Source organism: Streptomyces rishiriensis, assembly GCF_030815485.1.
GTDB classification, from domain to species: domain Bacteria; phylum Actinomycetota; class Actinomycetes; order Streptomycetales; family Streptomycetaceae; genus Streptomyces; species Streptomyces rishiriensis_A.
In genome coordinates, this window is the sequence record NZ_JAUSWV010000002.1 from 3,881,735 (window position 1) to 3,907,489 (window position 25,755).

Genomic DNA, 25,755 nt, shown 5'->3' on the forward strand with positions numbered 1-25,755 from the left:
CCACCACGACGAACAACAACACGAGCGCACCGGCCATGATCCGGTTCCGGGTCTTCGGGTCCACGGGTCGAGCCTAACCGGCCCCACCGAGCGCCCAGCGCCCGACCGGCGCGTAACGGGGCTGCTCCCCGGCGACGCCGGACTTCGGCAGGCTGCTGCGCACCAGCACCAGCTCGCCCACCGTCCAGGTGCTGCCCTCGAAGGCGTCCAGCTCCTCGACGTACGGCCGCACGTCCACCGCCTCCCGGCTGCGGGCCAGCGTGAGGTGGGCCTTGTAGCGGCGGTGCTCCCCCGTCTCCACGCCCGCCTTCCGGGCCGCCGCCTCCGCCCGGTCGGCCAGCAGCCGCATCGCCGGTACGTCCCCGGCGGCCCCGGCCCAGAGCGCCCGCCCGTGCCCGAACTGTCCCCCGCCCCGCAGGGCCAGGCCGAAGGGCTTGCCCCGGTGTGCGGCCCGGCCCAGCCGTGCCGACAGTTCCGGTACGAGGCCGTCGTCGACCTCACCGTAGAAGGCGAGGGTGAAGTGCCAGCCGGGCCGGCCCGTCCAGCGCAGCCCGTCCGCACCGGGCAGCGTGCGCAACCGGGCGACCTCGACGGCGAGTTCGTCGGCGATGTCGTCCGGGGGCAGCACGGCGGCGAAGAGTCTCATGGCCCCGATTTTCCCCGTCGGCGGAGGCGCCCGCCCGGGATAATGCGCGTCATGCGGATCACGATCAGAGAAGGCGGACCGGACGACGTCCCCGCGATACTCGGCATGCTCGACAGCAGTGTGGAGTGGCTGGCCGCGCAGGGGCGGCCCGGCCAGTGGGGGACGAAGCCCCTGTCCCGGAGCCCCAGGACGGTGGAGTCGGTCGCCCGCTACGTGGACGAGGGCTGGGTGTACGTCGCCGAGGCCGACGGCGTGCCGGCCGCCGCCCTCACCCTCACCGACTCGCCCGGGGCGTACCTGGCCCATCTCCCGCCGCCGGGGGAGCCCGAGCGGTACATCCACTGGCTCGCCTCCGACCGCCGCTTCAAGGGGCACGGCGTGGGCAGCGCCCTGCTCGCGCACGCCGCCGAGGAGACCCGGCGGGCGGGCGTCGGCCTGCTGCGGGTGGACTGCTACGCGGGCGACGACCGCAGGCTCGTCGCCTACTACGAGGCCAACGGCTTCACCTCGACCGAGGCGTACACCGTCGGCGAACACGCGTGGCCGGGGCAGGTGCTGGCCCGGAGGGTGCGGCCCCCCGCCGCCTCCTCCGGGTGACGTCGTACGACGTCATGCCACCGCGGCGAGTTCCCGGTTCTCCCGGGGCACGAACCGCACGCTCGGGTGGCCGTGGTTCCAGCCCACCGCAAGGCGCAGGTTGCCCATCCGGGCCAGGACCAGGCCGACGGTGACGGCCGCGGCGGCCGAGACGACGCCGCCCGCCGCCAGGCCCGCCCGCACTCCGTACGCGTCGGTGATCCAGCCGGCGATCGGGGCGCCGATCGGGGCGCCGCCCATGAACACCATCATGTAGAGGGCCATCACCCGGCCGCGCATGGCCGGGTCGGTGCTCATCTGGACGCTGCTGTTGGCGGTGACGTTGACCGTCATGCCGAACATGCCGATGGGGGCCATGAGCAGGGCGAACAGCCACAGGGAGGGAGCGAGGGACGCGACGATCTCCATCGCGCCGAAGGCCACCGCCCCGGCGACCAGCACCCGCATCCGGGCCGTGCCGCGCCGGGCCGCGAGCAGGGCGCCCGCCAGGGAGCCCACCGCCATCAGCGTGTTGAACAGGCTGTAGGAGCCCGCGCCCGCGTGGAAGACGTCGTCGGCGAAGGCCGACAGGTAGACGGGGAAGTTGAAGCCGAAGGTGGAGACGAACCCGACGAGGACGATCGTCCAGATCAGGTCGGGACGCCCGGCGACGTACTGGAGCCCCTCCCGCAGCTGGCCCTTGCCGCGCGGGGCGCGCGAGACGGCGTGCAGATCGCGCGAGCGCATCAGCAGCAGACCGGCGAGCGGGGCGACGAAGGACAGCCCGTTGAAGAGGAACGCCCAGCCGGTGCCGACGCCGGTGATCATCACGCCTGCCACGGCGGGACCGACCAGCCGGGCGGACTGGAAGTTCGCGGAGTTGAGGCTGACCGCGTTCTGGAGCTGGTCGGGGCCGACCATCTCGGAGACGAAGGTCTGGCGGGCCGGGTTGTCCAGGACGGTCGCGAGGCCCACGGCGAAGGAGGCGACGTAGACGTGCCAGACCTGGACGTGGCCCGAGAGGGTGAGGACGGCGAGCGCGATGCCGGTGAGGGCCATCGCGGACTGGGTGAACAGCAGCGTCCGGCGCTTGGGCAGCCGGTCGACGAGCACACCGCCGTAGAGGCCGAAGAGCAGCATCGGCAGGAACTGGAGGGCGGTCGTGACGCCGACGGCGGTCGCGGAGCCGGTGAGGCTGAGGACCAGCCAGTCCTGGGCGATGCGCTGCATCCAGGTGCCGATGTTGGACACGACCTGGCCCATGAAGAACAGGCGGTAGTTCCTGACCTTCAGAGAGCTGAACATGGATGACTTGCGGGCGCCCGTGGCGGGCTCCTCGGCAAGGGTCTCGTGGGTGGTCGGTGCGGGGGCGGAGTCTGCTCCGGATCCCGAACTCAAAAGGGTGCCTCCTCTTTGGCTGCCTACAGGTGTGCGAGCTTTTCCAGCACGGGGGCGGCGGCGCGCAGTTTCGCCCACTCGTCCTCGTCGAGGCCGTCGACCAGGGTGGCCAGGAAGGCGTTCCGCTTGGCGCGGCTCTCCCCGAGCATGGCCTCGGCCTGCTCGGTCTTGGTGACGACCTTCTGGCGCCGGTCCTCGGGATGCGGCTCCAGCCGGACCAGACCCTTGGCCTCCAGCAGCGCCACGATGCGGGTCATCGACGGCGGCTGCACATGCTCCTTGCGGGCGAGTTCGCCCGGGGTGGCACTGCCGCAGAGGGAGAGGGTGCCGAGCACCGACATCTCGGTCGGGCTCAGCGACTCGTCGACCCGCTGGTGCTTGAGCCGACGGGACAGCCGCATCACGGCTGAACGCAGGGAGTTCACGGCGGCAGCGTTGTCGCCATGGGTGAGGTCAGGCATCTCTTTAGGATAACTCATTACCCTGGCTAAACAAGCTGGGGGCGCCGGGATTCCCGTGAGCCCGGCCACGGAAACCTCTTCGTCACTCGAACGAGTGAGTAGGCAGCGGAAAGTGACCGGACTGCGGTACGCGGCCGCGACCCTCGTCTCATGGGGACCAGTGTGCTCAGCCTGCGGATAGACGGGGAGCTGCTCGAACGGCTCCGGCAGCATGCCGCGAAAAGGGGAATGAGCGTCCAGGACTATGTCGTCCAGACGCTCATTCGCGATGACTTCGACGAACGGTTCCAGACCGCCGTCGAGGAGACGGAGAAGTTCTACGGGCTCACCTGAGCCGCGCCGCATGCGGGCGGGGATCAGGGAGCCCGGGGGCCGGCATCAGGTGAGGCCGAGGGCCGGCATCAGGTAGTAGAAGGCGAAGACGGCGGAGACCACGTACATCGGCGCCGGGACCTCCCGGCCGCGCCCGGTCGCCAGGCGCAGCAGCACGAAGGTGATGAAGCCCATGCCGATGCCGTTGGTGATCGAGTAGGTGAACGGCATCATCACCATGGTGATGAAGGCCGGGATGGCGATGGTGAGGTCGGCCCAGTCGATGTCCTTGACCGAACCGGCCAGGATCAGGAAGCCCACCGCGAGCAGGGCCGGGGTGGCGGCCTGGGACGGGACCATCGTGGCGACCGGCGTGAGGAACAGCGCGACGGTGAAGAGCCCGCCGGTGACGATGTTCGCGAGCCCGGTGCGGGCGCCCTCACCGACACCCGCCGTGGACTCCACGAAGGCGGTGGTGGCGGAGGAGGAGCTGGCGCCGCCCGCGGCGACCGCGAGGCCGTCGACGAAGAGGACCTTGTTGATGCCGGGCATCTCGCCCTTGGCGTTGGTCAGCTTGGCCTCGTCGCTGACGCCCATGATCGTGCCCATCGCGTCGAAGAAGCACGACAGCAGGACCGTGAAGACGAAGAGGACGCCGGTCAGGACGCCGACCTTGCCGAAGCCGCCGAACAGGCTGAACTCGCCGATGAGCCCGAAGTCGGGGGTGGCGACGGGGTTGCCGGGCCACTCGGGGGTGGTGAGGCCCCAGGACGGGATCGTCGCCACCGCGTTGATGATCAGCGCGAGGACCGTCATCGCGACGATCGAGATCAGGATCGCGCCGGGCACCCTGCGGGTGATCAGGGCCAGCGTGAGCAGCGCGCCCAGGATGAAGACGAGGACCGGCCAGCCGTTCAGGTGACCGTCGGCGCCGAGCTGGAGCGGGACGGTGGTGTGGGCGGCGTCCGGGATCCGGCTGACGAAGCCGGAGTCGACGAGCCCGATCAGCATGATGAACAGGCCGATACCGATGCTGATCGCCTTGCGCAGGCCGAAGGGCACCGCGTTCATGACGCGCTCACGCAGACCGGTGGCGACCAGGAGCATGACGACGAAGCCCGCGAGCACGACCATGCCCATGGCGTCGGCCCAGGACATCCGGGGGGCGAGCTGGAGCGCGACCACCGAGTTCACCCCGAGGCCGGCAGCGAGGGCGATGGGCACGTTGCCGATCACGCCCATGAGGAGCGTGGTGAAGGCGGCCGTCACACAGGTGGCGGTGACCAGCTGACCGTTGTCGAGCTGATGCCCGTACATGTCCTTCGCGCTGCCGAGGATGATCGGGTTCAGCACGATGATGTACGCCATGGCGAAGAAGGTGGCGAAACCGCCCCGGATCTCGCGGGGCAGGGTGCTGCCCCGTTCGGTGATCCTGAAGTAACGGTCGAGGGCGCCGAAGAGAGGCGTGGCTCCCGGCTGTTCCGGGGCGGGGACCTTGGCGGGGGCCGACGTGGGCATCTTTTGGCGTTTCCTACGAAGAGAAGTGGTCAGTACCAAACCGTTTCAGTATGAACATATAACGTTCGGATCGGCCATCTCCGCGCGTAGACCCGACCGCCTCGTAAGCTGAGCACCATGAAGAAGTGGATCCCTGAACACGAGGCGCCCGAGCCCCTTGAGGGCCCTGTGGTCGCCACCGTCACCGGCGGCGCGATCCTCTGGTTCGTCCTCTTCCTCGTCCAGCTCCCCTTCTACGGCTGGTACGACGACCACGGCCGTCTGTGGTGGATCTGGACGTGTCTCGCCGGCGCCGGACTCGGCCTCATCGGCATCTGGTACGTCCGCAAACGCGACGCGGCGATCAAACGGGACGCGGCGCGCGAGCCGACCGGGCCCCTGGGCCCCGTCACCGACTAGGGGCTCCCCGCCCCCACCACCGGCCAGGAGCTCCTCCGGCAGTCCCGGGTGGCTACTACCGAAGTACCGGACGGCGCCGCGCCCGTCCTCCCGAGGTCGGATCTTCGGCGCCCTCGGGGGGTGAACGCCCAGATCCGCACGTACCGTCGATCCCATGGCCCACACCGACGCCCCCGCCTCCGCGCCGACGGCGACCGGCCTCACCGCCGCCGAGGTCGCGGACCGCGTCGCGCGCGGCCAGGTGAACGACGTACCCGTGCGCAGCAGCCGCTCCGTCGGCGAGATCGTCCGGGCGAACGTGTTCACCCGGTTCAACGCGATCATCGGTGTCCTGTGGGTGGTCATGCTGTTCGTCGCCCCCATCCAGGACGGCCTGTTCGGCTTCGTGATCCTCGCCAACACCGGCATCGGCATCATCCAGGAGTGGCGGGCCAAGCAGACCCTGGACTCCCTCGCGGTCGTCGGCGAGGCCCGGCCCACCGTGCGCCGCGACGGCACCGCCGTGGAGGTCTCCACCTCCGCCCTCGTCCTCGACGACCTCATCGAGATCGGCCCCGGGGACAAGATCGCCGTGGACGGGGTGTGCGTCGAGGCGGACGGGCTGGAGATCGACGAGTCGCTGCTCTCCGGCGAGGCCGACCCCGTCGTCAAGCGGCCGGGCGACCAGGTCATGTCGGGCAGCTTCGTGGTGGCCGGCGGCGGCGCCTTCCAGGCCACGAAGGTCGGCCGCGAGGCCTACGCCGCCCAGCTCGCCGAGGAGGCCTCCCGCTTCACGCTCGTCCACTCCGAGCTGCGCTCCGGCATCTCCACGATCCTCAAGTACGTGACCTGGATGATGGTCCCGGCCGCGTTCGGCCTGGTCGTCACCCAGCTCTTCGTCAAGAACAACGACCTCAAGGAGTCCATCGCCCGCACCGTCGGAGGCATCGTCCCCATGGTCCCCGAGGGGCTGGTCCTGCTCACCTCGGTCGCCTTCGCGATCGGCGTCATCCGGCTCGGCCGAAAACAGTGCCTGGTGCAGGAGCTGCCGGCCATCGAGGGCCTCGCCCGCGTCGACACGGTCTGTCTGGACAAGACGGGCACCCTCACCGAGGGCGGCATGGACGTCACCGAGCTCAGCATGCTCGACGGCTACGACGAGACGTACGTGCGGCAGGTCCTCGGGGCCCTCGGGGAGTCCGACCCGAGGCCGAACGCCTCCCTCCGGGCGATCATCGACGCCTATCCGGACGCCGAGGACTGGCGCTGCACCGAGTCGCTGCCCTTCTCCTCCGCCCGCAAGTACAGCGGCGCCAGCTTCAGCGAGGGCAACGGGGAGAACGGCACCTGGCTGCTGGGAGCGCCCGACGTGCTGCTGGCCGACGGCGATCCCGCCCTCGCCGAGACCGAGCGGCTGAACGAGCAGGGCCTGCGGGTGCTGCTGCTGGCCCGCGCCGCCCGCGACCTCGACGACCCCGAACCCGCGCGCGGGGCCAGGCCCGCCGCACTCGTCGTCCTCGAACAGCGGCTGCGGCCGGACGCCGCCGACACCCTGCGCTACTTCGCCGAGCAGGACGTCCGCGCCAAGGTCATCTCCGGCGACAACGCGGTGTCGGTGGGGGCGGTGGCCACGAAGCTCGGGCTGGACGGCCGTACGGTCGACGCGCGCCGGCTGCCCGCCGAGCCCGAGGGCATGGGCCGGGCCCTGGACGAGGGCACGGTGTTCGGCCGGGTGACCCCGCAGCAGAAGCGGGACATGGTCGGCGCGCTCCAGTCGCGCGGGCACACGGTCGCGATGACCGGGGACGGCGTCAACGACGTCCTCGCGCTGAAGGACGCCGACATCGGCGTCGCGATGGGCTCGGGATCCGAGGCCACCCGGGCGGTCGCGCAGATCGTGCTGCTGAACAACAGCTTCGCGACCCTGCCCTCGGTGGTGGCGGAGGGCCGACGGGTCATCGGCAACATCACCCGCGTGGCGACCCTGTTCCTGGTGAAGACGGTCTACTCGGTGCTGCTGGCCCTGCTGGTGGTCTGCTGGCAGGTCGAATACCCCTTCCTGCCGAGGCACTTGACGCTGCTGTCCACCCTCACCATCGGCATCCCGGCCTTCTTCCTCGCCCTCGCCCCCAACAAGGAACGGGCCCGCCCGCACTTCGTCCGACGGGTGATGCGGTACTCGGTTCCCGGCGGGGTGGTGGCCGGGGTCGCGACCTTCGTCACCTACCTGGTCGCCCGTCACCACTACGCCGGCGCGGGCTCCCTGGAGGCGGAGACCAGTGCGGCGACCCTCACGCTGTTCCTGATCTCGATGTGGGTGCTGGCGATCATCGCCCGGCCCTACACCTGGTGGCGGGTGCTGCTGGTGGCCTCGATGGGAGCGGCGTTCGTGCTGGTGCTGGTGGTCCCGTGGCTCCAGGACTTCTTCGCACTGAAGCTGGTCGGGATGACCATGCCGTGGATCGCGGTCGGGGTGGCCGCGGTGGCGGCGGTCGCCCTGGAGTTCTCCTGGAAGTGGGTCGACCGCCGCTTCCCGGCCCCGGCCGGTCCCGCGGCGCCTGCTCCACGTCGACGAAATCGCCCGGCGCGCTGACCGCAGAGGTCGTCGCGGTGCCGGTGAAGCCCCAGCGGTAGGAGCCGTCGGCGGCGGCCTCGACCGTGGTCTTCAGGGCGCCGGTCGAGGTGCCGCCCGGCGCCGCCGTCGGAGCGGCCCGGGGAGGCCGGGGCGAGAGCGAGGGGGCGTATGCGCAGTTCGCGCGGTTCCTGCCTCCCGGGAACGGCGAACGGCCGGCCCCGGAACTCCGGAGCCGGCCGCCTTCCGCTACGGCGTGCTACTTGACGTCGATGAAGTCACCCGCGGCCTTGACCGCCGGGGCGGTCGTGGTGCCGACGAAGCTCCAGCGGTAGTAGCCGTCCACGCTCGCCTTGACGGTGGTCTTCAGACCGCCGGTCGAGGTGGTCTTGACCGACTTCACCGTGGAGTAGGTGGTGGAGTTCTTCTTGCGGAACTGGAGCTGGGTGTAGACGCCGGCGTAGCCGCTGTACTTGGCGGTGTCCCAGTTGGCACGGGTCAGGCTGCCCGTGACGGTGATGGTCGCGCCCTTCTTCACCGGCTCCGGCGCCGCGTTGACCGTCAGCTTGGACAGCCGCTGGAGCTTGGTGGTGGCCAGGGCGTCGCCCTCGGCGTAACCGACCTTGGTCCAGTCGACGTCGTCGTCGCTGTACGGGTCGACGTCGTTCCAGTCGATGACGTAGCCGAGCGCCTTCCAGGTGGTGGCGTCGGCGTTGACCAGCTCCTCACCCGGGTAGATGTCGAGCGTGCCCTTGCAGCTGGCGACCGTGGCGGAGGTGTTGGTGCAGGACGGCCAGTCGTCGCCGACGAGCATGTTGACCGGGTTGTCGTACGCGCCGCGGTAGACGACCAGGTCCAGCTCGGTGTCGGCCGCGGTGACGTCGACGTCCGCGCCGTGCGTGACCGTGAAGGTGACCGGGGCCGTGACCTTGCCGCTGGTGCCGGCGACGATCGGCTTGCCGCCGTTGATCCTGACGTTGCCGAACTTGGCGTCCAGCGCGTACGGGGTGCCGGTGTCGGCGGTGGAACCGGTGAAGGCGCTCTTGCCCGAGGTGGCCGCGTGGAGGGCCTTCAGGGTGTCGACGGGGTTGTGCGAGTCGCTGCTGGTGGCCTGGGCGGCCGGCACAGCGAGGGCGGACAGGGCCAGGGCGCCGGTGACGGCGGCCACAGTGGCTCGTATGCGCATGAAGTTTCCCCCTGAGGAGAGGGGTCCGGACGGTGGTCGTTCGCACGACTCGTCGTCACATCCGGAACCCGAAGTGATGGTGGAGTCTCTTGACTCAAGTGATCAGATGCCTGCCGGGGGCGGATGGTTGTACGTGACGTGAGAAATTCGTGGAAAAAATCTTCACACCCGCCACGCCCCACCACCCCCGGCCGATCCGCTCCCGCCCCGGCAGCGGGTCCGCGTCAGTCGAACCAGCGGTCGCGGGCCAGTTCCGCGGTCCGTGACGGGTCCTCCAGCAGGGCGGCGACCTCGAAGCGGCGCGGCCACTGACGCGCCGCCCAGGCGAGCCCGGCGGCGACGCCCTCCAGGGTCGCGGCGTGCAGGACGCCGTCGTCGGTCAGCCGCCAGTCGATCTCCACGCCGTCGACGACGAGCTCCTCGTGCTCGACGTACGTGCCGGGCGTGCCCGGCCCGAGCAGCGCCCGCACCGGCTCCGGGACGTCGTGCTCGGCGCCCTCGGAGTCGACCCGTCCGGTCACGGACTCGCTCAGGCGCCGCACCTGGAACAGTTCTGCCAGTTCGGCGGCCCGGGCGGGCCGTACCGGAAGCAGCGGCACACCCTCGGTGAACGGCAGCAGATCGGGCGAGTCGACGACGACCGCGTCGGCAGCGTCCACCACCTCGACCCGCCCGTCGACCACGGCCCGCAGCTCGTCCGGGAGGGTCACCTGCTCGGGATCCAACTCGGCCAACGCACCGTAGAGCCCATGCAGTTGGGCGGCCGAGACCGGGCGCTCCGGGTCGGCGAGGCGGTCGAGGAGTTCGGCGGCGCCGCCGGGCTCGTCGAGGAGCGCGGCCACCGAGGTCCGCACGCCGAGGGCGCGCAGCACCTGCTCGTCGTCGAAGCCGGTGGCATCGGCCTCCTCGTACAGGCCGTGCAGGAGCGGATCCCCGCCGGCCGCCAGCAGACCCGCCGGCCGCCGGCCGTCGAGCACCGGGTTCCCGCGCAGCCACCAGGCGGTGTACGGCCGGACGACCTCATGGGTGCCGTCGGGCAGCAGGATCCGGACGGGCTGGGTGAGGGCGTCCCGCAGGGGCGGCCGGGCGAGCAGCGCGAGCGCCTGGGGCCAGCGGTCCTCGTCGACGAGGTCGAGATCGCGGACGGCGACCAGCTCGGTGGCGACGGGCGGCACCGGGCTGTCCGGGAACCGGTCGAGGATGTCCTCGCACCACACGTCGACGGCGTCCAGCAGACCCGCGTCGTCGGGTTCGGCGAAGTCCCCTTCCCGGGGCTCCAGTTCATCCGGATCGAGGACGACGTCGGTGGCGCGGACGAGTGCGAAGTTCGCGAGGACGCCACAGGCGGCCAGGGGCTGCTCGCCCCACCTCTGCGCCAGTTCGGCGTCCACGAAGGCGAGTTCGTCCTCCCGGACGACGGCGGCGAACGGGCTGCCCGGCAGCACCAGTTCACCGGCGGGGACGAGTTCCCCCTCCTCGTCGGGCAGCGCGAGGGCGCCGAGCCAGGGCTCGTCGCCGGGCTCCAGGCCCGCGTCGCGGACCAGCGCCAGCACGGTGTCGGCGAGTTCCTCGGCGTCCGGCGTGTCCTGGTCGTCCCAGGCGCCGCGGTCGTCGTCCAGGGACGCGGCGACGGCGGCCCGCACCTGCGGGGTGGTCAGGACGGCGCGCGGGGTCGCGGGCAGCGCGCCGAGCTTCTCCAGGAGGGGGTGCGCGGCGTCCTGGTGGGCGACCTTGAGGCCGAGGCGGGCGAGGATCTCCGGGTCGGGACCGGCCGCGTCCGCCGTGGGCAGCAGCACCTGGCGGGGGCCGATGGTGGTCCGCCCGTCGGCCAGCGGCACCGGCAGCCCGGAGAGCCGGTCCGGGTCCACACCGGCCAGGCTGTCGTAGAGCCGGTACCACCACTCCGGGTCCTTCTCCAGACCGGCCAGCCGGTCCACGGCGTCGGCGAGCGGGATCCGGGCGACCCCGAGAGTGCGCAGCTCGACGCGCCGCTCCAGACCGGCGGGCAGCAGGGTCGGCAGCACCTCCGCCAGCACCCGCACGGTGTCGGCGCCGGCGCCCTCGACGACCTCGGCGTCCCGCGGACGCAGCGCCTCCGGCAACTCGACCGCGTCCTCGGCCTCGTCCTCGGGGACGGGCCGGACGGCGGGCGGCAGGAACGCGGTGCGCGGCAGCCGCTCGAGGATCGCCTGGCGCAGCGCCCCGTCGAGCTCCCCCTTGCCCAGCGGGCCGGGCACGAGGTCGATGATCCCAACGCCCACCGGTCGCCAGCCGGCGAGGAGTCCGGCGTACCCGTCCGCCGCGCGCTGCACCAGGTGGTCGGTGAGCGGACCCGGGGCGGCGTGCCGGCGGGTGGTGTCGAGCGGGAAGGAGGCGATGAGCAGGGCGGGGACGCCGAGGGGCTCGTCGCTGGGCGTGGGGGCGTGCACGACGGGGGTCGTGCGGGGGCGGGCGGGCGAACCGTCGTCGTCCACCGGTACGGCCCAGGTGACCGACCAGTGGGGGCGCAGCCGCTCCTCCACCGGGCGGTCGGCGAGGAGATCGGGTGTGAGGGGGCCGTGCGCGGCGGCGACGCGCCACCGGGTGGTCCCGTCCCGGGTGTCCGTCACGACGGTGAGGGCGTCGTCGTCGGCGTCGGCGTCCCGGCGCAGGACGCGGGGCGCCTCCTCGCCGATCTCGATCACGACCTCTTCCAGGCCCGGCAGGGCCAGCATGAGCGCGTCGTCGACGGCGGCGAGAAGACGTTCGGCGAGGTCGGCGGCCGCGGTGTCCCGCAGCGGCAGGATGACGGCCGTGTCGTACGGGTCGGGGGCGGTGCCCTGGGCGGCGAACGGCAGCCGGAGCAGGGGCACATGCCCGTCCCGGCGCCGGATCTCGTCGCCGAGTCCCGGGCTGTGCCGGGCGGTCTCCGTGGCGAGCGCGCGGGCCTCGGCGAGGTCCCAGCGGACACCGCCGTGCCGCCCGACGACGGCGGGCTCGTCGGTCACGGCGAGGACGGCCGCGAAGCCGACACCGAACCGCCCGACGGCCACGGCCGACTGCCGGGCCTCACGCTTGGCGGAGGCGCGGAGGGTGGCGAGCGACTCCACACCGGTGGCGTCCAGGGGTGCGCCGGTGTTGGCGGCGACGAGGACGCCGTCTCTGAGGGTGAGCCGCAGCCGGCCCGGCACGCCGGCCCTGGCCGCGGCGTCGGCGGCGTTCTGAGCGAGCTCGACGACGAGCCGGTCCCGGTACCCGCCGAGGACGAGGTCCTCCTCGGCGTTGGCGTCCTCCCGGAAACGCGCGGGGCTCGTGGCCCAGGCATCCAGCACCCCGCGACGCAGGCGGGCCGTGCCGAAGGGGTCCGCGCCCTCGGGTGCCGGCCGCACGAACTTGCTCACGATCACTCTCCTCATCGGCGTGGGCTCGAAGGTACCGCGCGCCGAAGCACCGACAGAACGCCCCACGGCCCCACACCGGAACCCCGGGCCACCCCACATCACAATCCCACAACAACTGCCTTCCGCCGCCCCCGAGACCCCGCCGGGAGCCCCACGAAGCACACCGGGCGACGGTTCCGAAGTGGCACGGAAGGCGGGCCCCGGACCGACCTCGGCAGGGACCCGGGTCACCCAGGAAAAGCCTGGTCGGTCCTGCGGAGCGCCGAGATGACCGCCGGTAGAGCGGCGACGGGCACCCCGAGGAACCGGTGCAGGCCCCTGAGAAGCAGGGGCAGGCCCCCGGGGGCCGGGACGGGCCCCCGAGGAACCGGGGCAGGCGCCCGAGAAGCATGGGCAGGTCCCGGGGGCCGGGACGGGGCCCTGAGGAACCAGGACGGGCACCCCGAGGACCCGGAGCGGGCACCCCGAGGCCCCGGAGCGGGCCCCCAGGGAACCAGGACGGGCACCCCGAGGAACCGGGGCAGGCACCCGAGAAGCAGGGGCAGGTCCCGGGGGCCGGGACGGGGCCCTGAGGAACCAGGACCGGTACGCCGAGGGGCCTGGTGGGGCTAGGAGTGGCCCAGTTCTGCTGTGTCCGTGTCCGGTTTCTCCGGGACGGAGCCCGAGTCGGCGGCCGGGCGGAGCGGGAACGGGTCGACGCGGGTCTCGTCGATCACCGGCGGTGCCGGCCGCGGCGGCGTCGGCATGACCGCCGCCTCCGAGTGGCCGCCGCAGCCGTACGCCAGGGAGACCACCCGGCCGTCGGCCGGGGAGAACTCGTTGGCACAGACGCCGAAGGCCTGACCGAGGGAGCCGCCGATGGGCGTGAGGAAACCGCAGCTCACGCACGATGCGGGGGCCGCCTGGGCCATGGGCGTCTTGGGGCCGAAGCCGTCCTCCCAGCGATCGGCCGCGGTGTGCAGGCCGTAGCGGGAGAGGACCCGGGCGCGACGCAGGCCCAGTTCCTCGGCGACCGCCGCGATGGTGCCCCGGCGCGGAGCCGCCGGGAGGGCCGCGGGCGGGGCCGGCGTCACCTCCGCGTCCTCCGCCTCCACCAGCTCGGCCATCTCCTCGGAGAGGGGCGAGTTCGGCGTCGGCTCGTCCGAGTCGAAGTAGCCCGGCTGAAGGCGCGGATCGTCCTCGCCGGTGTACCCGGGCTCCAGACGCAGGTCCTCCGCGTCCGTGGGAAGGAGGTCGCCCGGACCCATGTCGCCGGGGCGCAGGCGGTCGCTCCACGGAACCCATTCGGGGGCCAGGACCGCGTCCGGGCCGGGCAGCAGGACGACCTCGTCGAGCGTGACGGTCTTGGCGCGGGAGGCCCGTGCCACGGTCGCCGCCCAGCGCCAGCCGCGGTAGCCCAGTTCCTTGCACTCGAAGTAGTGGGTGACCACCCGGTCGCCCTCGGAGACGAATCCCGCATGCTCACCGACCACGCCGGGGGCGGCTGCCTCCTCGGCTGCGGCGCGTGCGAGGTCGACGGCCTCGGCGCACAGGCGGTCGGGGGTGCGGCTTCGCGTGGTCGCTGCGCTCACAGGTATCGCTTCTCTCCTACGCCGTCTCTCGGTGCGCCGGCCTGAAGGCGGCGGGTGCGGACGGAGCGGCTGGGGGTACCTCCCAGGCTCTTGAGCACTGGGGGAGGGCCGCGTCGACGTCCGCGCCCGATCGCGCTCGGGCGCACCTGCTGTCATCCATTCTGCGGGATGGCCGGGAGGCGCGCGGCCGAGAACAATCGCCACGGCGCGCTACGCACGCTACCTGCTCGCGGACGCTCGGCCTACACCGACGGGACGTTTCCCGCTCACAGAAGCCGCCGAACCGGCGCCGAACACCCTCCGGACGCGCCCGGCGCGCGGACGATCACACGCCCATACGCGCGGTAACCGCACTACGTACCGCTTTTCCGGGGCACTATGACGGGGTGGCAGCCGCGAGGACACCCCAGGACGCCACCGGTACCGGTGCGACGAAGGGGAACAAGGGGAGGAGCCGGGTGAGCGGTTCGGGCCGGATGAGCGGGTCCGTCCGCGCGGTCGGCCGTGCCCTGCACTTCCCGTTCACCGGCGCCGCCCGCGGAATCCGCAAGGCCACCCACGCGCACGGCGCCGGCGAGTCCGGCCTCGGCAAGCTGATCGAGCTGCACGGCGTGAACGGCGCCGGCGATGTCATGATCACCATCGCGCTCGCCTCCACCGTGTTCTTCTCGGTGCCCACCGACGAGGCCCGTGGGCGCGTCGCGCTGTACCTCGCCATCACCATGGCCCCCTTCACCGTCCTCGCCCCCGTCATCGGCCCGCTCCTCGACCGGCTCCCGCACGGGCGGCGCGCAGCGATGGCCGGGGCCATGCTCGCCCGGGCGCTCCTCGCGCTCGTGCTGTCCGGCGCCGTCGTCACCGGCAGCATCGAGATGTATCCGGCCGCGCTCGGGGTGCTCGTCGCCTCCAAGGCGTACGGGGTGGTCAGAAGCGCCGTCGTACCCCGGCTGCTGCCGCCCCGGTTCTCCCTGGTCAGGGCCAACTCGCGGGTCACCCTCGGCGGCCTCCTCGCCACCGGTATCGCCGCGCCCGTGGGGGCGGGACTCCAGGCCCTCGGGCCGCGCTATCCCCTCTACGGCGCCTTCGTGATCTTCGTGGCCGGTACCTTCCTGTCCTTCTCGCTGCCCCGCAAGGTCGACTCCGCCAAGGGCGAGGCCGTGGCGCTGCTCGCCGCCGACGAGCAGCACCTGCACGGGCCGCACCGGCAGCCGGTGAAGCGCCCGGGTCTCAGGACCGTCGGCATCGCCGTCACGCACGCCCTCGGCGCCAACGCGGCCCTGCGCTGGCTGTCCGGGTTCCTGACCTTCTTCCTGGCGTTCCTGCTGCGCGAGCACCCGCTGACCGGGCAGAGCGCGGCCGTGTCGCTGGGCATGGTGGCGGTGTCGGCGGGCGTGGGCAACGCGCTCGGCACGGCGGTGGGGGCGTGGCTGCGGTCCAAGGCCCCGGAGTTGATCATCGTGACGGTCGTCGCGGTCGTGCTGGGCGCGGCGATCGTCGCCGCGGCGTTCTTCGGGGCGTTCCTGGTGGCGTGCATGGCGGCGGTCGCCGGGTTCTCGCAGGCCCTGGCCAAGCTGTCGCTGGACGCGCTGATCCAGCGGGACGTGCCCGAGCTGGTGCGCACCTCGGCGTTCGCCCGCTCGGAGACGCTGCTCCAGGTCTGCTGGGTGTTCGGCGGCGCGGTCGGCATCGTGATGCCGCTGAACGGCGCGCTGGGCCTGTCGGTGGCCGCCGCGGTGGTCGCGCTGGGCTGGCTGACCACGGTCCGCGGTCTGCTGTCCTCGGTGCGGCACGGGAGCGGTGCGAAGCCTCGCGTGGCGTAACCGCGTGGCCCGACACACAGCCTCGCCGCCCCCCACGTAAAGAGAGGGCTGGGCGTGCCCGATAGCCTTCCGCCATGACCACGATGCCCCGCGGCGGAGCCGCTGATGTACCTGGCGTTGCGCGACGCCGCCGCGTCGTCGCCGCCGCCGGCGCCGTTTGTGCCGGACTGCTCGTCCTGTCGGCCTGCGACAAGCCGACCCCGCTGTCCACGATCACCGTCGGCCACACCTCGGTCAGCGCCGAGGCCACCTGTGGCGGGGAGCGCGACACCCTCCAGGCCGCCGCGCTGACCAAGTGCCTCGCGGACAAGGACATCGAGTCGATCACCGTCGACCCGGACGAGACCGTCCGCTTCGGCGTCGACCCCGACGTGGCCGACAAGCGCTGGACGATCCTGATGAACGGTCAGCCGCTCACCGAGGACAGCGACAAGACCTACCGCACGATCCCGGGCAGCGTGTTCTTCAACGCCCAGTACGGCGCCCAGGGCGACTCCACCCTCGTCTCCATCAAGGCAGGCGACGGCAAGAAGGACAGCCAGGCGGTGACCGGCCTGTGGTCGTTCAAGCTCAAGAAGGACGACTGACCACGTCCCGTACCCGCGTCCTCGTGGCCACCGCGGTCCCCGCCGAGCGGGACGCGGTGGCCCGGGCGCTGCCCGGGTCCGGCCCCGAGGTGCGCCTGCCCGGTGCGATCCTGCACCGCGCGGGCGAGTCCTGCGACCTGCTCGCCGCCGGGGTCGGCCCGGCCCTGGCCGCCGCCTCCGTCTCGGCGGCCCTCACGGCCGCCGCGCTGGGGGGCGACCCCTACGGCCTGGTCGTCTCGACGGGCATCGCCGGCGGCTTCGCGCCCGCCGCCCCCGTCGGTTCGCTGGTCCTCGCCGACGAGATCACCGCCGCCGACCTGGGCGCCGAGACCGCCGACGGCTTCCTGCCCGTCACCGAGCTGGGCTTCGGCACCGTCACCCACCGTCCGCCCGCGTCCCTCGTACGAGAGGCCGCGGCCGCCACCGGGGCCCTGACCGGCGTCGTCCTGACCGTCTCGACGGTCACCGGCAGCGCCGCCCGGGCCGCCGCCCTCCGCGCACTGCACCCGCGCGCCCTGGCCGAGGCGATGGAGGGCTTCGGGGTCGCCGAGGCCGCCGCCGCGCACGGCGTGCCCGTGCTGGAGATCCGCGCGGTCTCGAACCCCGTCGGCCCCCGCGACCGCGACGCCTGGCGCATCGGCACGGCGCTCGCCGCCCTGACCACGGCCTTCGGGAAGCTCACACCCGTCCTGGAGAGTTGGAACCCACATGACCGGTGACGATCTGAAGATCGCGTACTCGCCCTGCCCCAACGACACGTTCGTCTTCGACGCCCTCGCCCACGGCCGTGTGCCGGGCGCACCCGGGTTCGACGTGACGTTCGCGGACATCGACATCACCAACGGCATGGCCGAGCGCGGCGAGTTCGACGTGCTGAAGGTGTCGTACGCCGTGCTGCCGTACGTCCTGGACCGGTACGCGCTGCTCCCGTGCGGGGGCGCGCTGGGCCGGGGCTGCGGCCCGCTGGTGCTGACGAGGGAGGCCGGGCTCGAACTGACCGGCCGTACGGTCGCCGTACCGTCCGAGAAGTCGACGGCGTACCTGCTGTTCCGGCTCTGGGCGGCGGAGACGGTCCCGGAGGGCGTCGGCGAGATCGTCGTCATGCCGTTCCACGAGATCATGCCGGCCGTGCGGGACGGGAAGGTCGACGCGGGGCTGGTGATCCACGAGGCCCGCTTCACCTACCGCGACTACGGGCTGCACAAGCTCGCGGACATGGGCGAACACTGGGAGGCCACGACCGGCCTGCCGATCCCGCTCGGCGCCATCATCGCCAAGCGCTCGCTGGGCGGGCAGACCCTCGCCGGGCTCGCCGACTCGATCCGCGCCTCCGTGCGCGCCGCCTGGGACGCCCCGGAGGTCTCCCGTCCGTACGTCATGGAACACGCTCAGGAAATGGACCCGTCCGTCGCCGACCAGCACATCGGTCTGTACGTCAACGAGTTCACGGCGGACCTGGGCGAGGACGGCTATGCGGCGGTCAGGGGATTGCTGACCCGCGCGGCGGCCGAGGGGCTGTTGCCGCCCCTCGGCCCGGACGCGCTCGCTTTCCCGTGACGGCTGCGGATTCGCCTGAGGCCGGTACCGGTCAGACGTCCAACTGGTCGGCGACCGCGCGCAGCAGACCGGCGATCTGCTTGCCGGAGGTCTTCTCCGGGTAACGGCCCTTCTCGAGCATCGGGGTGATGTTCTCGAGGAGGGTGGTCAAGTCCTGGACGATGGAGGCCAGTTCGTCGGGCTTCTTGCGCTGTGCGGCGGCGACCGAGGGGGTCGGGTCGAGAACGACGACGGAGAGCGCCTGGTCGCCGCGCTGTCCGGCGACGACGCCGAACTCCACTCGCTGGCCCGGCTTCAGCGCCTCGACTCCGGCAGGCAGGACGGAGGAATGGACGAAGACGTCACCGCCGTCGTCACGGGAGAGAAAGCCGAAGCCCTTCTCGGTGTTGAACCATTTGACCTTGCCGGTAGGCACGTCTGTCCTCGTCCTCGTACTCGTCGGAAAGCTGCTTCCCGAACTCCGAAACAGCTCTGAACGGCTCTGGATAGCACTCGGGCGGGTCGACCACGACCCGCCGGTACCAAGGCTAATGGTCTTCGGGCCGGTGACAAGACGTCCCCCGGTTGTTCCTTCGCGCAGGGAACTACCCTGGTCCGGTGCGTGACAAAACCCAAACGAATTCCGCCGCTCCCGGTGACCGACTGATCCGTGCCGGTGCCATCGTGTTCTTCGTCGGCGCCGTGGCCACACTGGTCACAGTCGCCCCACTCCTTCTCGATACGACGCCTTTTCCGACGTACATGTTCGGGTTGAGCATGTTCATGGGCGTCGGATTCCTCATCGCGGGCGCGGGCGTCCTGCGATCGGTCGCCGCGGGCCGGCGTCAGGCGCGGGGCGCCGTGCGATAGGTCTCGAGGTGACCGGCCAGCCAGGCCGGGAATTCGGTGAGGTCGGTGAGCACGACATCCGCACCGGCGCTCCGCAGTTCCTCCGCATCGATCGGCCCGGTCGGCACGGTCACCGACAGCGCCCCGGCGGCGCGCGCGCCGAGCACGTCGCCCACGTGGTCGCCGACGTAGACGCTCGCGCCGTGCTCACGCAGCGCCTGCGCCTTCTGCTCCGCCCAGAGGTTGCCGATGACCGCGTCGGGGCCGAGGCGCAGATACTCCACCTGGAGCTTGGCGTTGGGCTCGTGCTTGGCCGTGACGATGATCGCCCGGCCGCCGGCCGCCCGCACCGCCGCGATCGACTCCCGGGCGCCGGGCAGCGCGGTCGCGCCGGTGACGCCGTGCTCGGGGTACAGGGAGCGGTACAGGTCTGCGACGGCCGCGACCCGCTCCGCCGGGTACCAGTGCGCCAGCTCGGTCTCGGGCGGCGGCCCGAGCCGGGTGACCACCAGATCGGCGTCGATGTACGTCCCCGTCCGCTCGGCGAGCGCCGCATAGGTGGCGCGGATGCCGGGCCGGGAGTCGATGAGGGTCATGTCGAGGTCGAAGCCGACGGTGAGCAGGGGTGACGTCATGCGGCCCATTCTGCCTGGTCGGCGCGGCCCTCCTACCTGCGTTTCTGGGACCGCCAGACCAGGAACAGCGCCGATGCCACGGCCGCGCCCCGGATCACCCAGGGCCAGGTCTGGGCGACGGCGTCGTTCATGTGCCCGTCCGCGACGGGGTCGCCCCAGCGCCCCTCGGACCGTCCCCACAGCCAGACGATCCCGGCCGTGATCGCGAGCCCCGGCAGCCCCATGACGGCGAACTTCGTCTCCCGCTCGGTCAGCCGGCGCGAGGCGTAGGCGATGAGCCACCCGAGGATCAGCCCGAACCAGTTCCCGAGCGCCGCGCCGACGACGAGAGCACCGGCGGCGATCAGCAGCAGGGGGTTGCTCCAGCGGGCCCGTTCACCCGAGGACGAGCGCCGAAGGAGCCGCAGCCGACGCCGACGCGGCCGACCGCCGCCGCCGTCCGCACCCGGTTCCCCCTCACCCTCTTCCTCCCGCTCCTCCCCCTCCTCCTCGAGTTTCCTGGGCCGCGGAGGCTTGAGCAGATCCGCGATCTCCACTCCGCCGACGAACCCCGGCACGTCCTCGCCGATGCCCAGCGGGGTCGGCTCGTTCAGCCACCAGTCGGGCGTCCCGCGGCCGTCGCCCAGCTCGTGCGCCGGGGCGCGGTGCGGCGGGGACGCCACGTCGGAAGGCGCGGCGGGGGCGGCGGGGGCGGCGGGGGGCGGCGCGCCGGTCCGGGGCCGCGGCACGACCCGCCGGATGCCCTTCGGCCGCTCCGGCTCGTCCTCACGGTCGCGCTGCGCGGGCACGGAGGGCGGCGCCGGCGTCTGCGGCGCGTCGCCGCCGCGACCGGCCGCTGCGGCGACGATGTCGTCGGGACTGCCGAGGCGGTCGATGATGCGGCGGACGGCGGCGGGCGAGTCGACGACCGCCTTCGCCCGGCGCCGGTCGATCTCGTTGCGCAGCTCGGAGACGAGCCTCATCCGCGTGGCCGACGACAACTGCCGCTGCTGCGCGACATCCCCGACCCGGCTCAGATACTCGTAGACGACTTGGTCGCTCTCGATCCCCACGAGAAGAAGCTACCGCCTCCCCTCCCCCGCACCGCTCCTTCCATGCCGCCGCCCCGCATCACCGAGCCCGTGCGACGCCACCGGTCGGACACCGGCCCGCACCACCCGGCCCGTCCGGCGATCGGGGACGAGGCCCCTCCAGGGCCGAAGCGGGGGTCCGGGGGCGCAGCCCCCGGGGGACGCCAACCGCTACCGTGGGCAAGATGAGCACCGAGGACCAGCGGGCCCCCCGTTCCCTAGCGGCAGCGCTCCGCGCCCGGGACGACGCTTCCCTTGCCGCACTCCTGCGCGCCCGCCCCGACCTCATCACCCCGGTCCCCACCGACCTCACTCAGCTCGCCACCCGCGCCGGCACCCGCGCCTCCGTCGTCCGCGCGCTGGAGCGGCTCGACCGGTTCGCCCTCCAGACCGCGGAGGCGCTGGCCGTGGCCGGCGACCCGGCGACGTACGCCGAACTGCTCGGTCTGATGGCGGGCGACACCCGCGACCAGGCGGTCGCCGACGCCCTGCCCGGCGCCCTGGCCGCGCTGCGGGAACAGGCCCTGGTCTGGGGCGACGAGGGCAGCCTCCGCCTCGTCCGCACCGCCCGGGAACTGCTCGCGCCGTCCGCGCAGCACCCCTCCCCGACGGGGCTCGGGCCGAGCGTGCGGGAGGCGACGGCGGGCATGTCCCCGGGCCGGATCCAGGAGCTGGTGGTGGCGGCCGGGCTGCCGTCCACGCACGACTCGGTGTCCGCCGCCGGCGCGCTCACCGCCCTGTTCACGCACCGCAGGAAGATGGCCGCCCTGCTCGCGAAGGCGCCCGCCGACTCCGTCGACGTCCTGAAGCGGCTGATGTGGGGGCCACCGTACGGGCAGGTCACGGCCGATCCGGGGGCACGGCTGCGCTGGCTGCTCGATCGCGGGCTGCTGCTGCCTACGGCGCCCGGAACCGTCGTCCTGCCCCGCGAGGTGGCCCTGCACCTGCGCGAGGGCCGGGCCCACCGCGCGGCGGAACCCGTGCCGCCCACGGTCGAGGCACTCGCCACGCACCGTCCACAGGTGGTGGACGCGACGGCGGCCGGGCAGGCGTACACGGCGTTGGCGACCGTGGAGGAGCTGCTGAAGGACTGGCACGAGGGCGGCCCCGCGGTCCTGCGGGCCGGCGGGCTGAGCGTGCGCGACCTCAAGCGGACGGCCGTGGCCCTCGACGTGTCCGAGCCGATGGCCGCGTTCTGGGTGGAGCTGGCGTACGCGGCCGGGCTGCTCGCCTCGGACGGGGAGGCCGAGGAGCGGTACGCGGCCACCCCGGAGTACGACGAGTGGCTGGAGCGGGCCCCCGCCGACCGGTGGGCGCAGCTCGCGCAGGCCTGGCTGGCGGCGACCCGGACGTCCGGGGTGGTCGGCGGCCGGGACCTCAAGGAACGGGCCCTGTCGGCGTTGGGGCCCGGCCTGGACCGGTCCGCCGCGCCCGAGGTGCGCCATCGCGTGCTGACCCTGCTGGCCGGGCTGCCCGAGGGCGCCGCGCCGGACCCGGAGGCGGTGCTGGCCCGGCTGCGCTGGGAGCGCCCGCTGCGCGGACCGCAGAGCCGGCAGAGCCCGCAGGCTCAACAGGGCTCGCAGGGCTCCGAGGGCGACGACGACCTGCGTTCCCGGCTGGCCCGCTGGACCCTGACGGAGGCCGAGCTGCTGGGCGTGACCGGCCGCGGCGCGCTGTCGGCGCACGGGCGGGCGCTGCTGGGGGCACGGTCCGCGACCGGACCGGCCACCGCCGCCGCGACCGCGCGGACCGGCCCGACCGGCCCGACCGGCCCCGGCGACAAGCTCCCCGTGCCGCACCGCGCGACCGCCGCCGGATCCTCCGCCGCGCCCCTCTCGCCTCCCGAGCAGGCCGTGGCCACGGCGGCCGCCGCCCGTCTGCTCGCCCCGCTGCTGCCCGAGCCCCTGGACCACGTCCTGCTCCAGGCCGACCTGACCGCGGTCGCCCCCGGCCCGCTGCGGCGCCCGCTGGCCGACGTGCTGAGCGTCCTCGCGGATGTCGAGTCCAAGGGCGGCGCGACCGTCTACCGCTTCACACCCGGTTCGGTGCGCCGCGCCCTGGACGCCGGCCGCAGCGCCTCCGACCTGCACGCCTTCCTCGCCGAGCACTCCCGTACGCCGGTGCCGCAGCCGCTGGCGTACCTGATCGACGACGTGGCCCGTCGGCACGGCCATCTGCGGGTGGGCGCGGCCTCGGCCTACGTCCGCTGCGACGACGACGCCCTGCTGAACGAGATCCTGGCCGACAAGCGCGCCGCCGCCCTGCGCCTGCGCCGCCTGGCCCCGACGGTGCTCGCGACCCAGGCCGACCCGGCGGCCCTCCTCGAGGGTCTGCGCTCGATGGGCTTCGCGCCCGCCGCCGAGTCGGCCGAGGGGGATGTCCTGATCACCCGCGCCCATGCCCACCGCACCCCGCCCCGCACGGCCCCCGAGCCGGTGCCGGACGGTCCGCCGGTGCCCGACACCACCCTGCTCACCGCGGCGATCCGCGCGATCAGAGCGGGCGACCTGGCCGCCACGGCTCCCCGCAAGCCGGCCGAGGACGCCGCCCCGCTCGCCCCGGGCGAACTGCCCCGGACCAGCTCCGCCGAGACCCTCGCCACCATGCAGGCCGCCGTCCTCACCGGCGAGGCCCTGTGGATCGGCTACGTCAACGCCGAAGGCACCGCCAGCCAGCGCGTCATCGCCCCGGTCCGGGTGGAGGGGGGCTTCGTGACGGCGTACGACCACACGGCGGACGAAGTCCGCACGTACCCGCTGCACCGGATCACGGGAGTCGCGGAACTGGCGGACGACTGACCCCGAAACGACCGGCAGACGCACGACCGCCGGACACCCGGCCGCAAGGCACCCGGCCGCCGGTTCAGGGACCGCCGGTCGGATGGCGTCGGGCCGGGGCCCGGCCGGTCAGCATTCTGCGACGGAGGCGTCCGCGGGCAGGCCGAAGTGGGCGCGGGCCGTGGCCTCCAGGGCGCGGGACGACATCGGGTCCTGGAGGGAGGGCCTGGTGAAGACCCCGAAGTGGGATTCCGTCCACCGCCCGTAACCGTCGCCGTCCGGCGGCTCCTCGCGGGAGACGACCCGGTAGCCCCCGGCAGCCACCTCGTCCCGCCGCAAACGCACCACCTGCGGATACTGTCCGGCGCCGCACTCGACCAGGCCGTCGCCCTGCACCCCGTACTCGACGCACAGCGTGTTGACGCCGGCCCGCACCTCGCCCGCGTGCTCCTCCAGTTCGAGCGCCTCCGCCCGGCAGAACCAGCGGGCCCGGAGCGCGGGCGCGGTCTCGCCGCCCCGCGACTCCGCCGCGATCCTGGCCTCGATCACCGGCCGTACCTCGCCCCACAACCGCCCGTCGATGTCCGCGGGCCACATCACCCAGGTGCCCGTGGCCGCCAGCACCGCCGCGGCTCCCACGCCGACCGCACCTCTGCGGAACGACAGGACCGACATACCGTGACTCCCCACCGCGTCGCGTCGATCGCGCTGCTCCCCCGGTCAGACCCACGAACGCAGGTCAGGGTTGCGCGGGGCCGCCGGGAAGAAGCGGGCCACCGCTACGGCGCGCCGTACGGCACACTGGAGGTTTGGCCCGTGCGGAAGGGATGGCGTACGTGAACGGACCGCTGATCGTCCAGTCGGACAAGACTCTGCTCCTGGAGGTCGACCATGAGCAGGCGGACGACTGCCGTCGTGCCATCGCGCCGTTCGCGGAGCTGGAGCGCGCGCCGGAGCACATCCACACCTACCGGCTGACGCCGCTGGGCCTGTGGAACGCGCGGGCCGCCGGGCACGACGCCGAGCAGGTCGTGGACGCGCTCGTGCAGTACAGCCGCTACCCGGTGCCGCACGCGCTGCTCGTCGACATCGCCGAGACGATGGACCGCTACGGCCGTCTGACCCTGAGCAAGCACCCGGCGCACGGCCTCGTGCTCACCACCACCGACCGGCCGGTGCTGGAGGAGATCCTGCGCTCCAAGCGAGTCGCTCCGCTGGTCGGCGTCCGGATCGACCCGGACAGCGTCGCCGTGCACCCCTCCGAGCGCGGTCAGATCAAGCAGACGCTGCTGAAGCTCGGCTGGCCGGCCGAGGACCTCGCGGGATACGTCGACGGCGAGGCGCATCCGATCGAGCTGGCCGAGGACGGCTGGGCGCTGCGGCCCTACCAGAAGCAGGCGGTGGAGAACTTCTGGCACGGCGGCAGCGGGGTCGTGGTGCTGCCGTGCGGTGCGGGCAAGACCCTGGTCGGCGCCGGGGCGATGGCCCAGGCGAAGTCGACCACGCTGATCCTCGTCACGAACACCGTCTCCGCACGGCAGTGGAAGCACGAGCTGGTGAAGCGGACGTCGCTGACCGAGGAGGAGATCGGCGAGTACAGCGGGACGCGCAAGGAGATCCGGCCGGTCACCATCGCCACGTACCAGGTGCTCACGACCCGGCGGAAGGGCGTCTACCCGCACCTGGAGCTGTTCGACTCCCGGGACTGGGGGCTCATCCTCTACGACGAGGTGCACCTGCTGCCGGCTCCGGTGTTCAAGTTCACGGCGGATCTCCAGGCACGTCGGCGTCTCGGCCTGACCGCGACCCTCGTCCGCGAGGACGGCCGTGAGTCGGACGTGTTCTCCCTGATCGGTCCGAAGCGGTTCGACGCGCCGTGGAAGGAGATCGAGGCGCAGGGCTACATCGCGCCCGCGGACTGCGTCGAGGTCCGGGTGAACCTGACGGACTCCGAGCGGCTGGCGTACGCGACCGCCGAGGCGGAGGAGAAGTACCGCTTCTGCGCGACGACGGCGACGAAGCGCAAGGTGACGGAGGCGCTCGTCCGCCGCTTCGCGGGCCAGCAGATCCTGGTCATCGGCCAGTACATCGACCAGCTGGACGAGCTGGGCGAGCACCTGAACGCTCCGGTGATCAAGGGCGAGACCTCCAACGCGCAGCGCGAGAAGCTCTTCGACGCCTTCCGGCAGGGTGAGATCAGCGTCCTGGTGGTGTCCAAGGTCGCGAACTTCTCGATCGACCTGCCGGAGGCGACGGTCGCCATCCAGGTGTCGGGCACCTTCGGCTCCCGTCAGGAGGAGGCCCAGCGACTGGGCCGGGTCCTGCGCCCGAAGGCGGACGGCCACCAGGCCCACTTCTACTCGGTGGTGGCACGGGACACCCTCGACCAGGACTTCGCGGCGCACCGCCAGCGCTTCCTGGCGGAACAGGGCTACGCGTACCGGATCATGGACGCGGACGAGCTGCTCGCGGGTGAGGCCTGA

General features: G+C 72.8%; 22 protein-coding genes. 11 read left to right on the forward strand and 11 right to left on the reverse strand.

Features of this window, described 5'->3' with window-relative positions; translation table 11 throughout:
* Positions 1-73: 73 nt before the first annotated feature.
* On the reverse strand, positions 74-646 hold the full coding sequence (thpR, locus tag QF030_RS19625; RefSeq protein ID WP_307163977.1) for an RNA 2',3'-cyclic phosphodiesterase: 573 nt from the start codon (positions 644-646) through the stop codon (positions 74-76).
* Between the two features lie 51 nt (positions 647-697).
* On the opposite strand from thpR, the gene QF030_RS19630 reads away from it, so the two are divergent.
* Positions 698-1,243, forward strand: coding sequence for a GNAT family N-acetyltransferase (locus QF030_RS19630; protein WP_307163978.1), 546 nt, complete (start codon positions 698-700; stop codon positions 1,241-1,243).
* Between the two features lie 12 nt (positions 1,244-1,255).
* Here the strand turns inward: QF030_RS19630 and QF030_RS19635 are convergent, their stop codons facing one another.
* Positions 1,256-2,527 (reverse strand): MFS transporter, encoded by a 1,272-nt coding sequence (locus QF030_RS19635; RefSeq protein WP_307163979.1) that lies wholly within the window; start codon positions 2,525-2,527, stop codon positions 1,256-1,258.
* Positions 2,528-2,643: 116 nt separating this feature from the next.
* Positions 2,644-3,081, reverse strand: coding sequence for a MarR family winged helix-turn-helix transcriptional regulator (locus tag QF030_RS19640; RefSeq protein WP_307163980.1), 438 nt, complete (start codon positions 3,079-3,081; stop codon positions 2,644-2,646).
* 150 nt (positions 3,082-3,231) lie between these two features.
* Between QF030_RS19640 and QF030_RS19645 the strand changes: the two genes are divergently transcribed.
* Positions 3,232-3,414 carry a ribbon-helix-helix protein, CopG family gene (locus QF030_RS19645; protein ID WP_057600791.1) on the forward strand — a complete coding sequence of 61 codons (183 nt, stop codon included), beginning with the start codon at positions 3,232-3,234 and terminating at the stop codon, positions 3,412-3,414.
* Positions 3,415-3,459: 45 nt separating this feature from the next.
* On the opposite strand, the gene QF030_RS19650 is transcribed toward QF030_RS19645, so the two are convergent.
* On the reverse strand, positions 3,460-4,911 hold the full coding sequence (locus tag QF030_RS19650; RefSeq protein ID WP_307163981.1) for an NCS2 family permease: 1,452 nt from the start codon (positions 4,909-4,911) through the stop codon (positions 3,460-3,462).
* 117 nt (positions 4,912-5,028) lie between these two features.
* Between QF030_RS19650 and QF030_RS19655 the strand changes: the two genes are divergently transcribed.
* Entirely contained in the window at positions 5,029-5,310 is a 282-nt protein-coding gene (locus QF030_RS19655; RefSeq protein WP_307163982.1) for a DUF2530 domain-containing protein, read from the forward strand.
* 154 nt (positions 5,311-5,464) lie between these two features.
* A complete protein-coding gene (locus QF030_RS19660) occupies positions 5,465-7,882 on the forward strand; it encodes an HAD-IC family P-type ATPase (RefSeq protein ID WP_307163983.1) in 2,418 nt (805 codons plus the stop codon).
* 238 nt (positions 7,883-8,120) lie between these two features.
* Here the strand turns inward: QF030_RS19660 and QF030_RS19665 are convergent, their stop codons facing one another.
* The 3 genes from QF030_RS19665 to QF030_RS19675 form a co-directional block, all read right to left on the reverse strand.
* Positions 8,121-9,047, reverse strand: a complete 927-nt coding sequence (locus QF030_RS19665) for a hypothetical protein (RefSeq protein WP_307163984.1) — start codon at positions 9,045-9,047, stop codon at positions 8,121-8,123.
* A gap of 224 nt (positions 9,048-9,271) precedes the next feature.
* Positions 9,272-12,427 carry a sacsin N-terminal ATP-binding-like domain-containing protein gene (locus QF030_RS19670; protein ID WP_307163985.1) on the reverse strand — a complete coding sequence of 1,052 codons (3,156 nt, stop codon included), beginning with the start codon at positions 12,425-12,427 and terminating at the stop codon, positions 9,272-9,274.
* 608 nt (positions 12,428-13,035) lie between these two features.
* The gene (locus QF030_RS19675; RefSeq protein WP_307163986.1) at positions 13,036-13,998 is read right to left on the reverse strand and encodes a DUF3027 domain-containing protein; all 963 of its coding nucleotides are present in this window, start codon (positions 13,996-13,998) and stop codon (positions 13,036-13,038) included.
* 386 nt (positions 13,999-14,384) lie between these two features.
* Between QF030_RS19675 and QF030_RS19680 the strand changes: the two genes are divergently transcribed.
* The 4 genes from QF030_RS19680 to QF030_RS19695 all read left to right on the forward strand — a co-directional run bounded on the left by QF030_RS19680 (position 14,385) and on the right by QF030_RS19695 (position 17,962).
* Positions 14,385-15,818 (forward strand): MFS transporter, encoded by a 1,434-nt coding sequence (locus tag QF030_RS19680; RefSeq protein ID WP_307163987.1) that lies wholly within the window; start codon positions 14,385-14,387, stop codon positions 15,816-15,818.
* 74 nt (positions 15,819-15,892) lie between these two features.
* A complete protein-coding gene (locus QF030_RS19685) occupies positions 15,893-16,405 on the forward strand; it encodes a DUF2771 domain-containing protein (protein WP_307163988.1) in 513 nt (170 codons plus the stop codon).
* Positions 16,375-17,124 carry a futalosine hydrolase gene (locus QF030_RS19690; protein WP_307163989.1) on the forward strand — a complete coding sequence of 250 codons (750 nt, stop codon included), beginning with the start codon at positions 16,375-16,377 and terminating at the stop codon, positions 17,122-17,124. The genes QF030_RS19685 and QF030_RS19690 overlap by 31 nt, the downstream gene beginning before the upstream one ends.
* The gene (locus tag QF030_RS19695; RefSeq protein ID WP_307163990.1) at positions 17,114-17,962 is read left to right on the forward strand and encodes a 1,4-dihydroxy-6-naphthoate synthase; all 849 of its coding nucleotides are present in this window, start codon (positions 17,114-17,116) and stop codon (positions 17,960-17,962) included. The genes QF030_RS19690 and QF030_RS19695 overlap by 11 nt, the downstream gene beginning before the upstream one ends.
* A 31-nt stretch (positions 17,963-17,993) precedes the next feature.
* On the opposite strand, the gene QF030_RS19700 is transcribed toward QF030_RS19695, so the two are convergent.
* A complete protein-coding gene (locus tag QF030_RS19700; RefSeq protein ID WP_307163991.1) occupies positions 17,994-18,377 on the reverse strand; it encodes a cold-shock protein in 384 nt (127 codons plus the stop codon).
* 182 nt (positions 18,378-18,559) lie between these two features.
* Between QF030_RS19700 and QF030_RS19705 the strand changes: the two genes are divergently transcribed.
* Positions 18,560-18,811: a hypothetical protein gene (locus QF030_RS19705; RefSeq protein WP_307163992.1), complete on the forward strand. Its 252-nt coding sequence runs from the start codon at positions 18,560-18,562 to the stop codon at positions 18,809-18,811.
* Here QF030_RS19705 and QF030_RS19710 read toward each other — a convergent pair.
* Positions 18,787-19,425, reverse strand: coding sequence for an HAD family hydrolase (locus tag QF030_RS19710; RefSeq protein ID WP_373428784.1), 639 nt, complete (start codon positions 19,423-19,425; stop codon positions 18,787-18,789). The two genes, QF030_RS19705 and QF030_RS19710, sit on opposite strands and share 25 nt — an antisense overlap.
* 32 nt (positions 19,426-19,457) lie before the next feature.
* Positions 19,458-20,477, reverse strand: coding sequence for a hypothetical protein (locus tag QF030_RS19715; RefSeq protein ID WP_307163994.1), 1,020 nt, complete (start codon positions 20,475-20,477; stop codon positions 19,458-19,460).
* 203 nt (positions 20,478-20,680) lie between these two features.
* Between QF030_RS19715 and QF030_RS19720 the strand changes: the two genes are divergently transcribed.
* Positions 20,681-23,293, forward strand: coding sequence for a helicase C-terminal domain-containing protein (locus tag QF030_RS19720; RefSeq protein WP_307163995.1), 2,613 nt, complete (start codon positions 20,681-20,683; stop codon positions 23,291-23,293).
* A 108-nt stretch (positions 23,294-23,401) separates the two neighbouring features.
* On the opposite strand, the gene QF030_RS19725 is transcribed toward QF030_RS19720, so the two are convergent.
* Complete coding sequence (locus tag QF030_RS19725) at positions 23,402-23,947, reverse strand: hypothetical protein (protein ID WP_307163996.1); 546 nt, start codon at positions 23,945-23,947, stop codon at positions 23,402-23,404.
* Between the two features lie 161 nt (positions 23,948-24,108).
* Between QF030_RS19725 and QF030_RS19730 the strand changes: the two genes are divergently transcribed.
* The gene (locus QF030_RS19730; RefSeq protein WP_373428785.1) at positions 24,109-25,755 is read left to right on the forward strand and encodes a DNA repair helicase XPB; all 1,647 of its coding nucleotides are present in this window, start codon (positions 24,109-24,111) and stop codon (positions 25,753-25,755) included.

Excerpts from the sequence above, each read along its gene's own strand:
- QF030_RS19695 (WP_307163990.1), top strand. The coding sequence starts at position 17,114 with ATGACCGGTGACGATCTGAAGATCGCGTACTCGCCCTGCCCCAACGAC.
- QF030_RS19710 (WP_373428784.1), bottom strand. The coding sequence starts at position 19,425 with ATGACGTCACCCCTGCTCACCGTCGGCTTCGACCTCGACATGACCCTC.
- QF030_RS19655 (WP_307163982.1), top strand. The coding sequence starts at position 5,029 with ATGAAGAAGTGGATCCCTGAACACGAGGCGCCCGAGCCCCTTGAGGGC.
- QF030_RS19725 (WP_307163996.1), bottom strand. The coding sequence starts at position 23,947 with ATGTCGGTCCTGTCGTTCCGCAGAGGTGCGGTCGGCGTGGGAGCCGCG.
- QF030_RS19645 (WP_057600791.1), top strand. The coding sequence starts at position 3,232 with ATGGGGACCAGTGTGCTCAGCCTGCGGATAGACGGGGAGCTGCTCGAA.
- thpR (WP_307163977.1), bottom strand. The coding sequence starts at position 646 with ATGAGACTCTTCGCCGCCGTGCTGCCCCCGGACGACATCGCCGACGAA.
- QF030_RS19650 (WP_307163981.1), bottom strand. The coding sequence starts at position 4,911 with ATGCCCACGTCGGCCCCCGCCAAGGTCCCCGCCCCGGAACAGCCGGGA.
- QF030_RS19665 (WP_307163984.1), bottom strand. The coding sequence starts at position 9,047 with ATGCGCATACGAGCCACTGTGGCCGCCGTCACCGGCGCCCTGGCCCTG.
- QF030_RS19660 (WP_307163983.1), top strand. The coding sequence starts at position 5,465 with ATGGCCCACACCGACGCCCCCGCCTCCGCGCCGACGGCGACCGGCCTC.
- QF030_RS19630 (WP_307163978.1), top strand. The coding sequence starts at position 698 with ATGCGGATCACGATCAGAGAAGGCGGACCGGACGACGTCCCCGCGATA.
- QF030_RS19685 (WP_307163988.1), top strand. The coding sequence starts at position 15,893 with ATGACCACGATGCCCCGCGGCGGAGCCGCTGATGTACCTGGCGTTGCG.
- QF030_RS19635 (WP_307163979.1), bottom strand. The coding sequence starts at position 2,527 with ATGTTCAGCTCTCTGAAGGTCAGGAACTACCGCCTGTTCTTCATGGGC.
- QF030_RS19640 (WP_307163980.1), bottom strand. The coding sequence starts at position 3,081 with ATGCCTGACCTCACCCATGGCGACAACGCTGCCGCCGTGAACTCCCTG.
- QF030_RS19720 (WP_307163995.1), top strand. The coding sequence starts at position 20,681 with ATGAGCACCGAGGACCAGCGGGCCCCCCGTTCCCTAGCGGCAGCGCTC.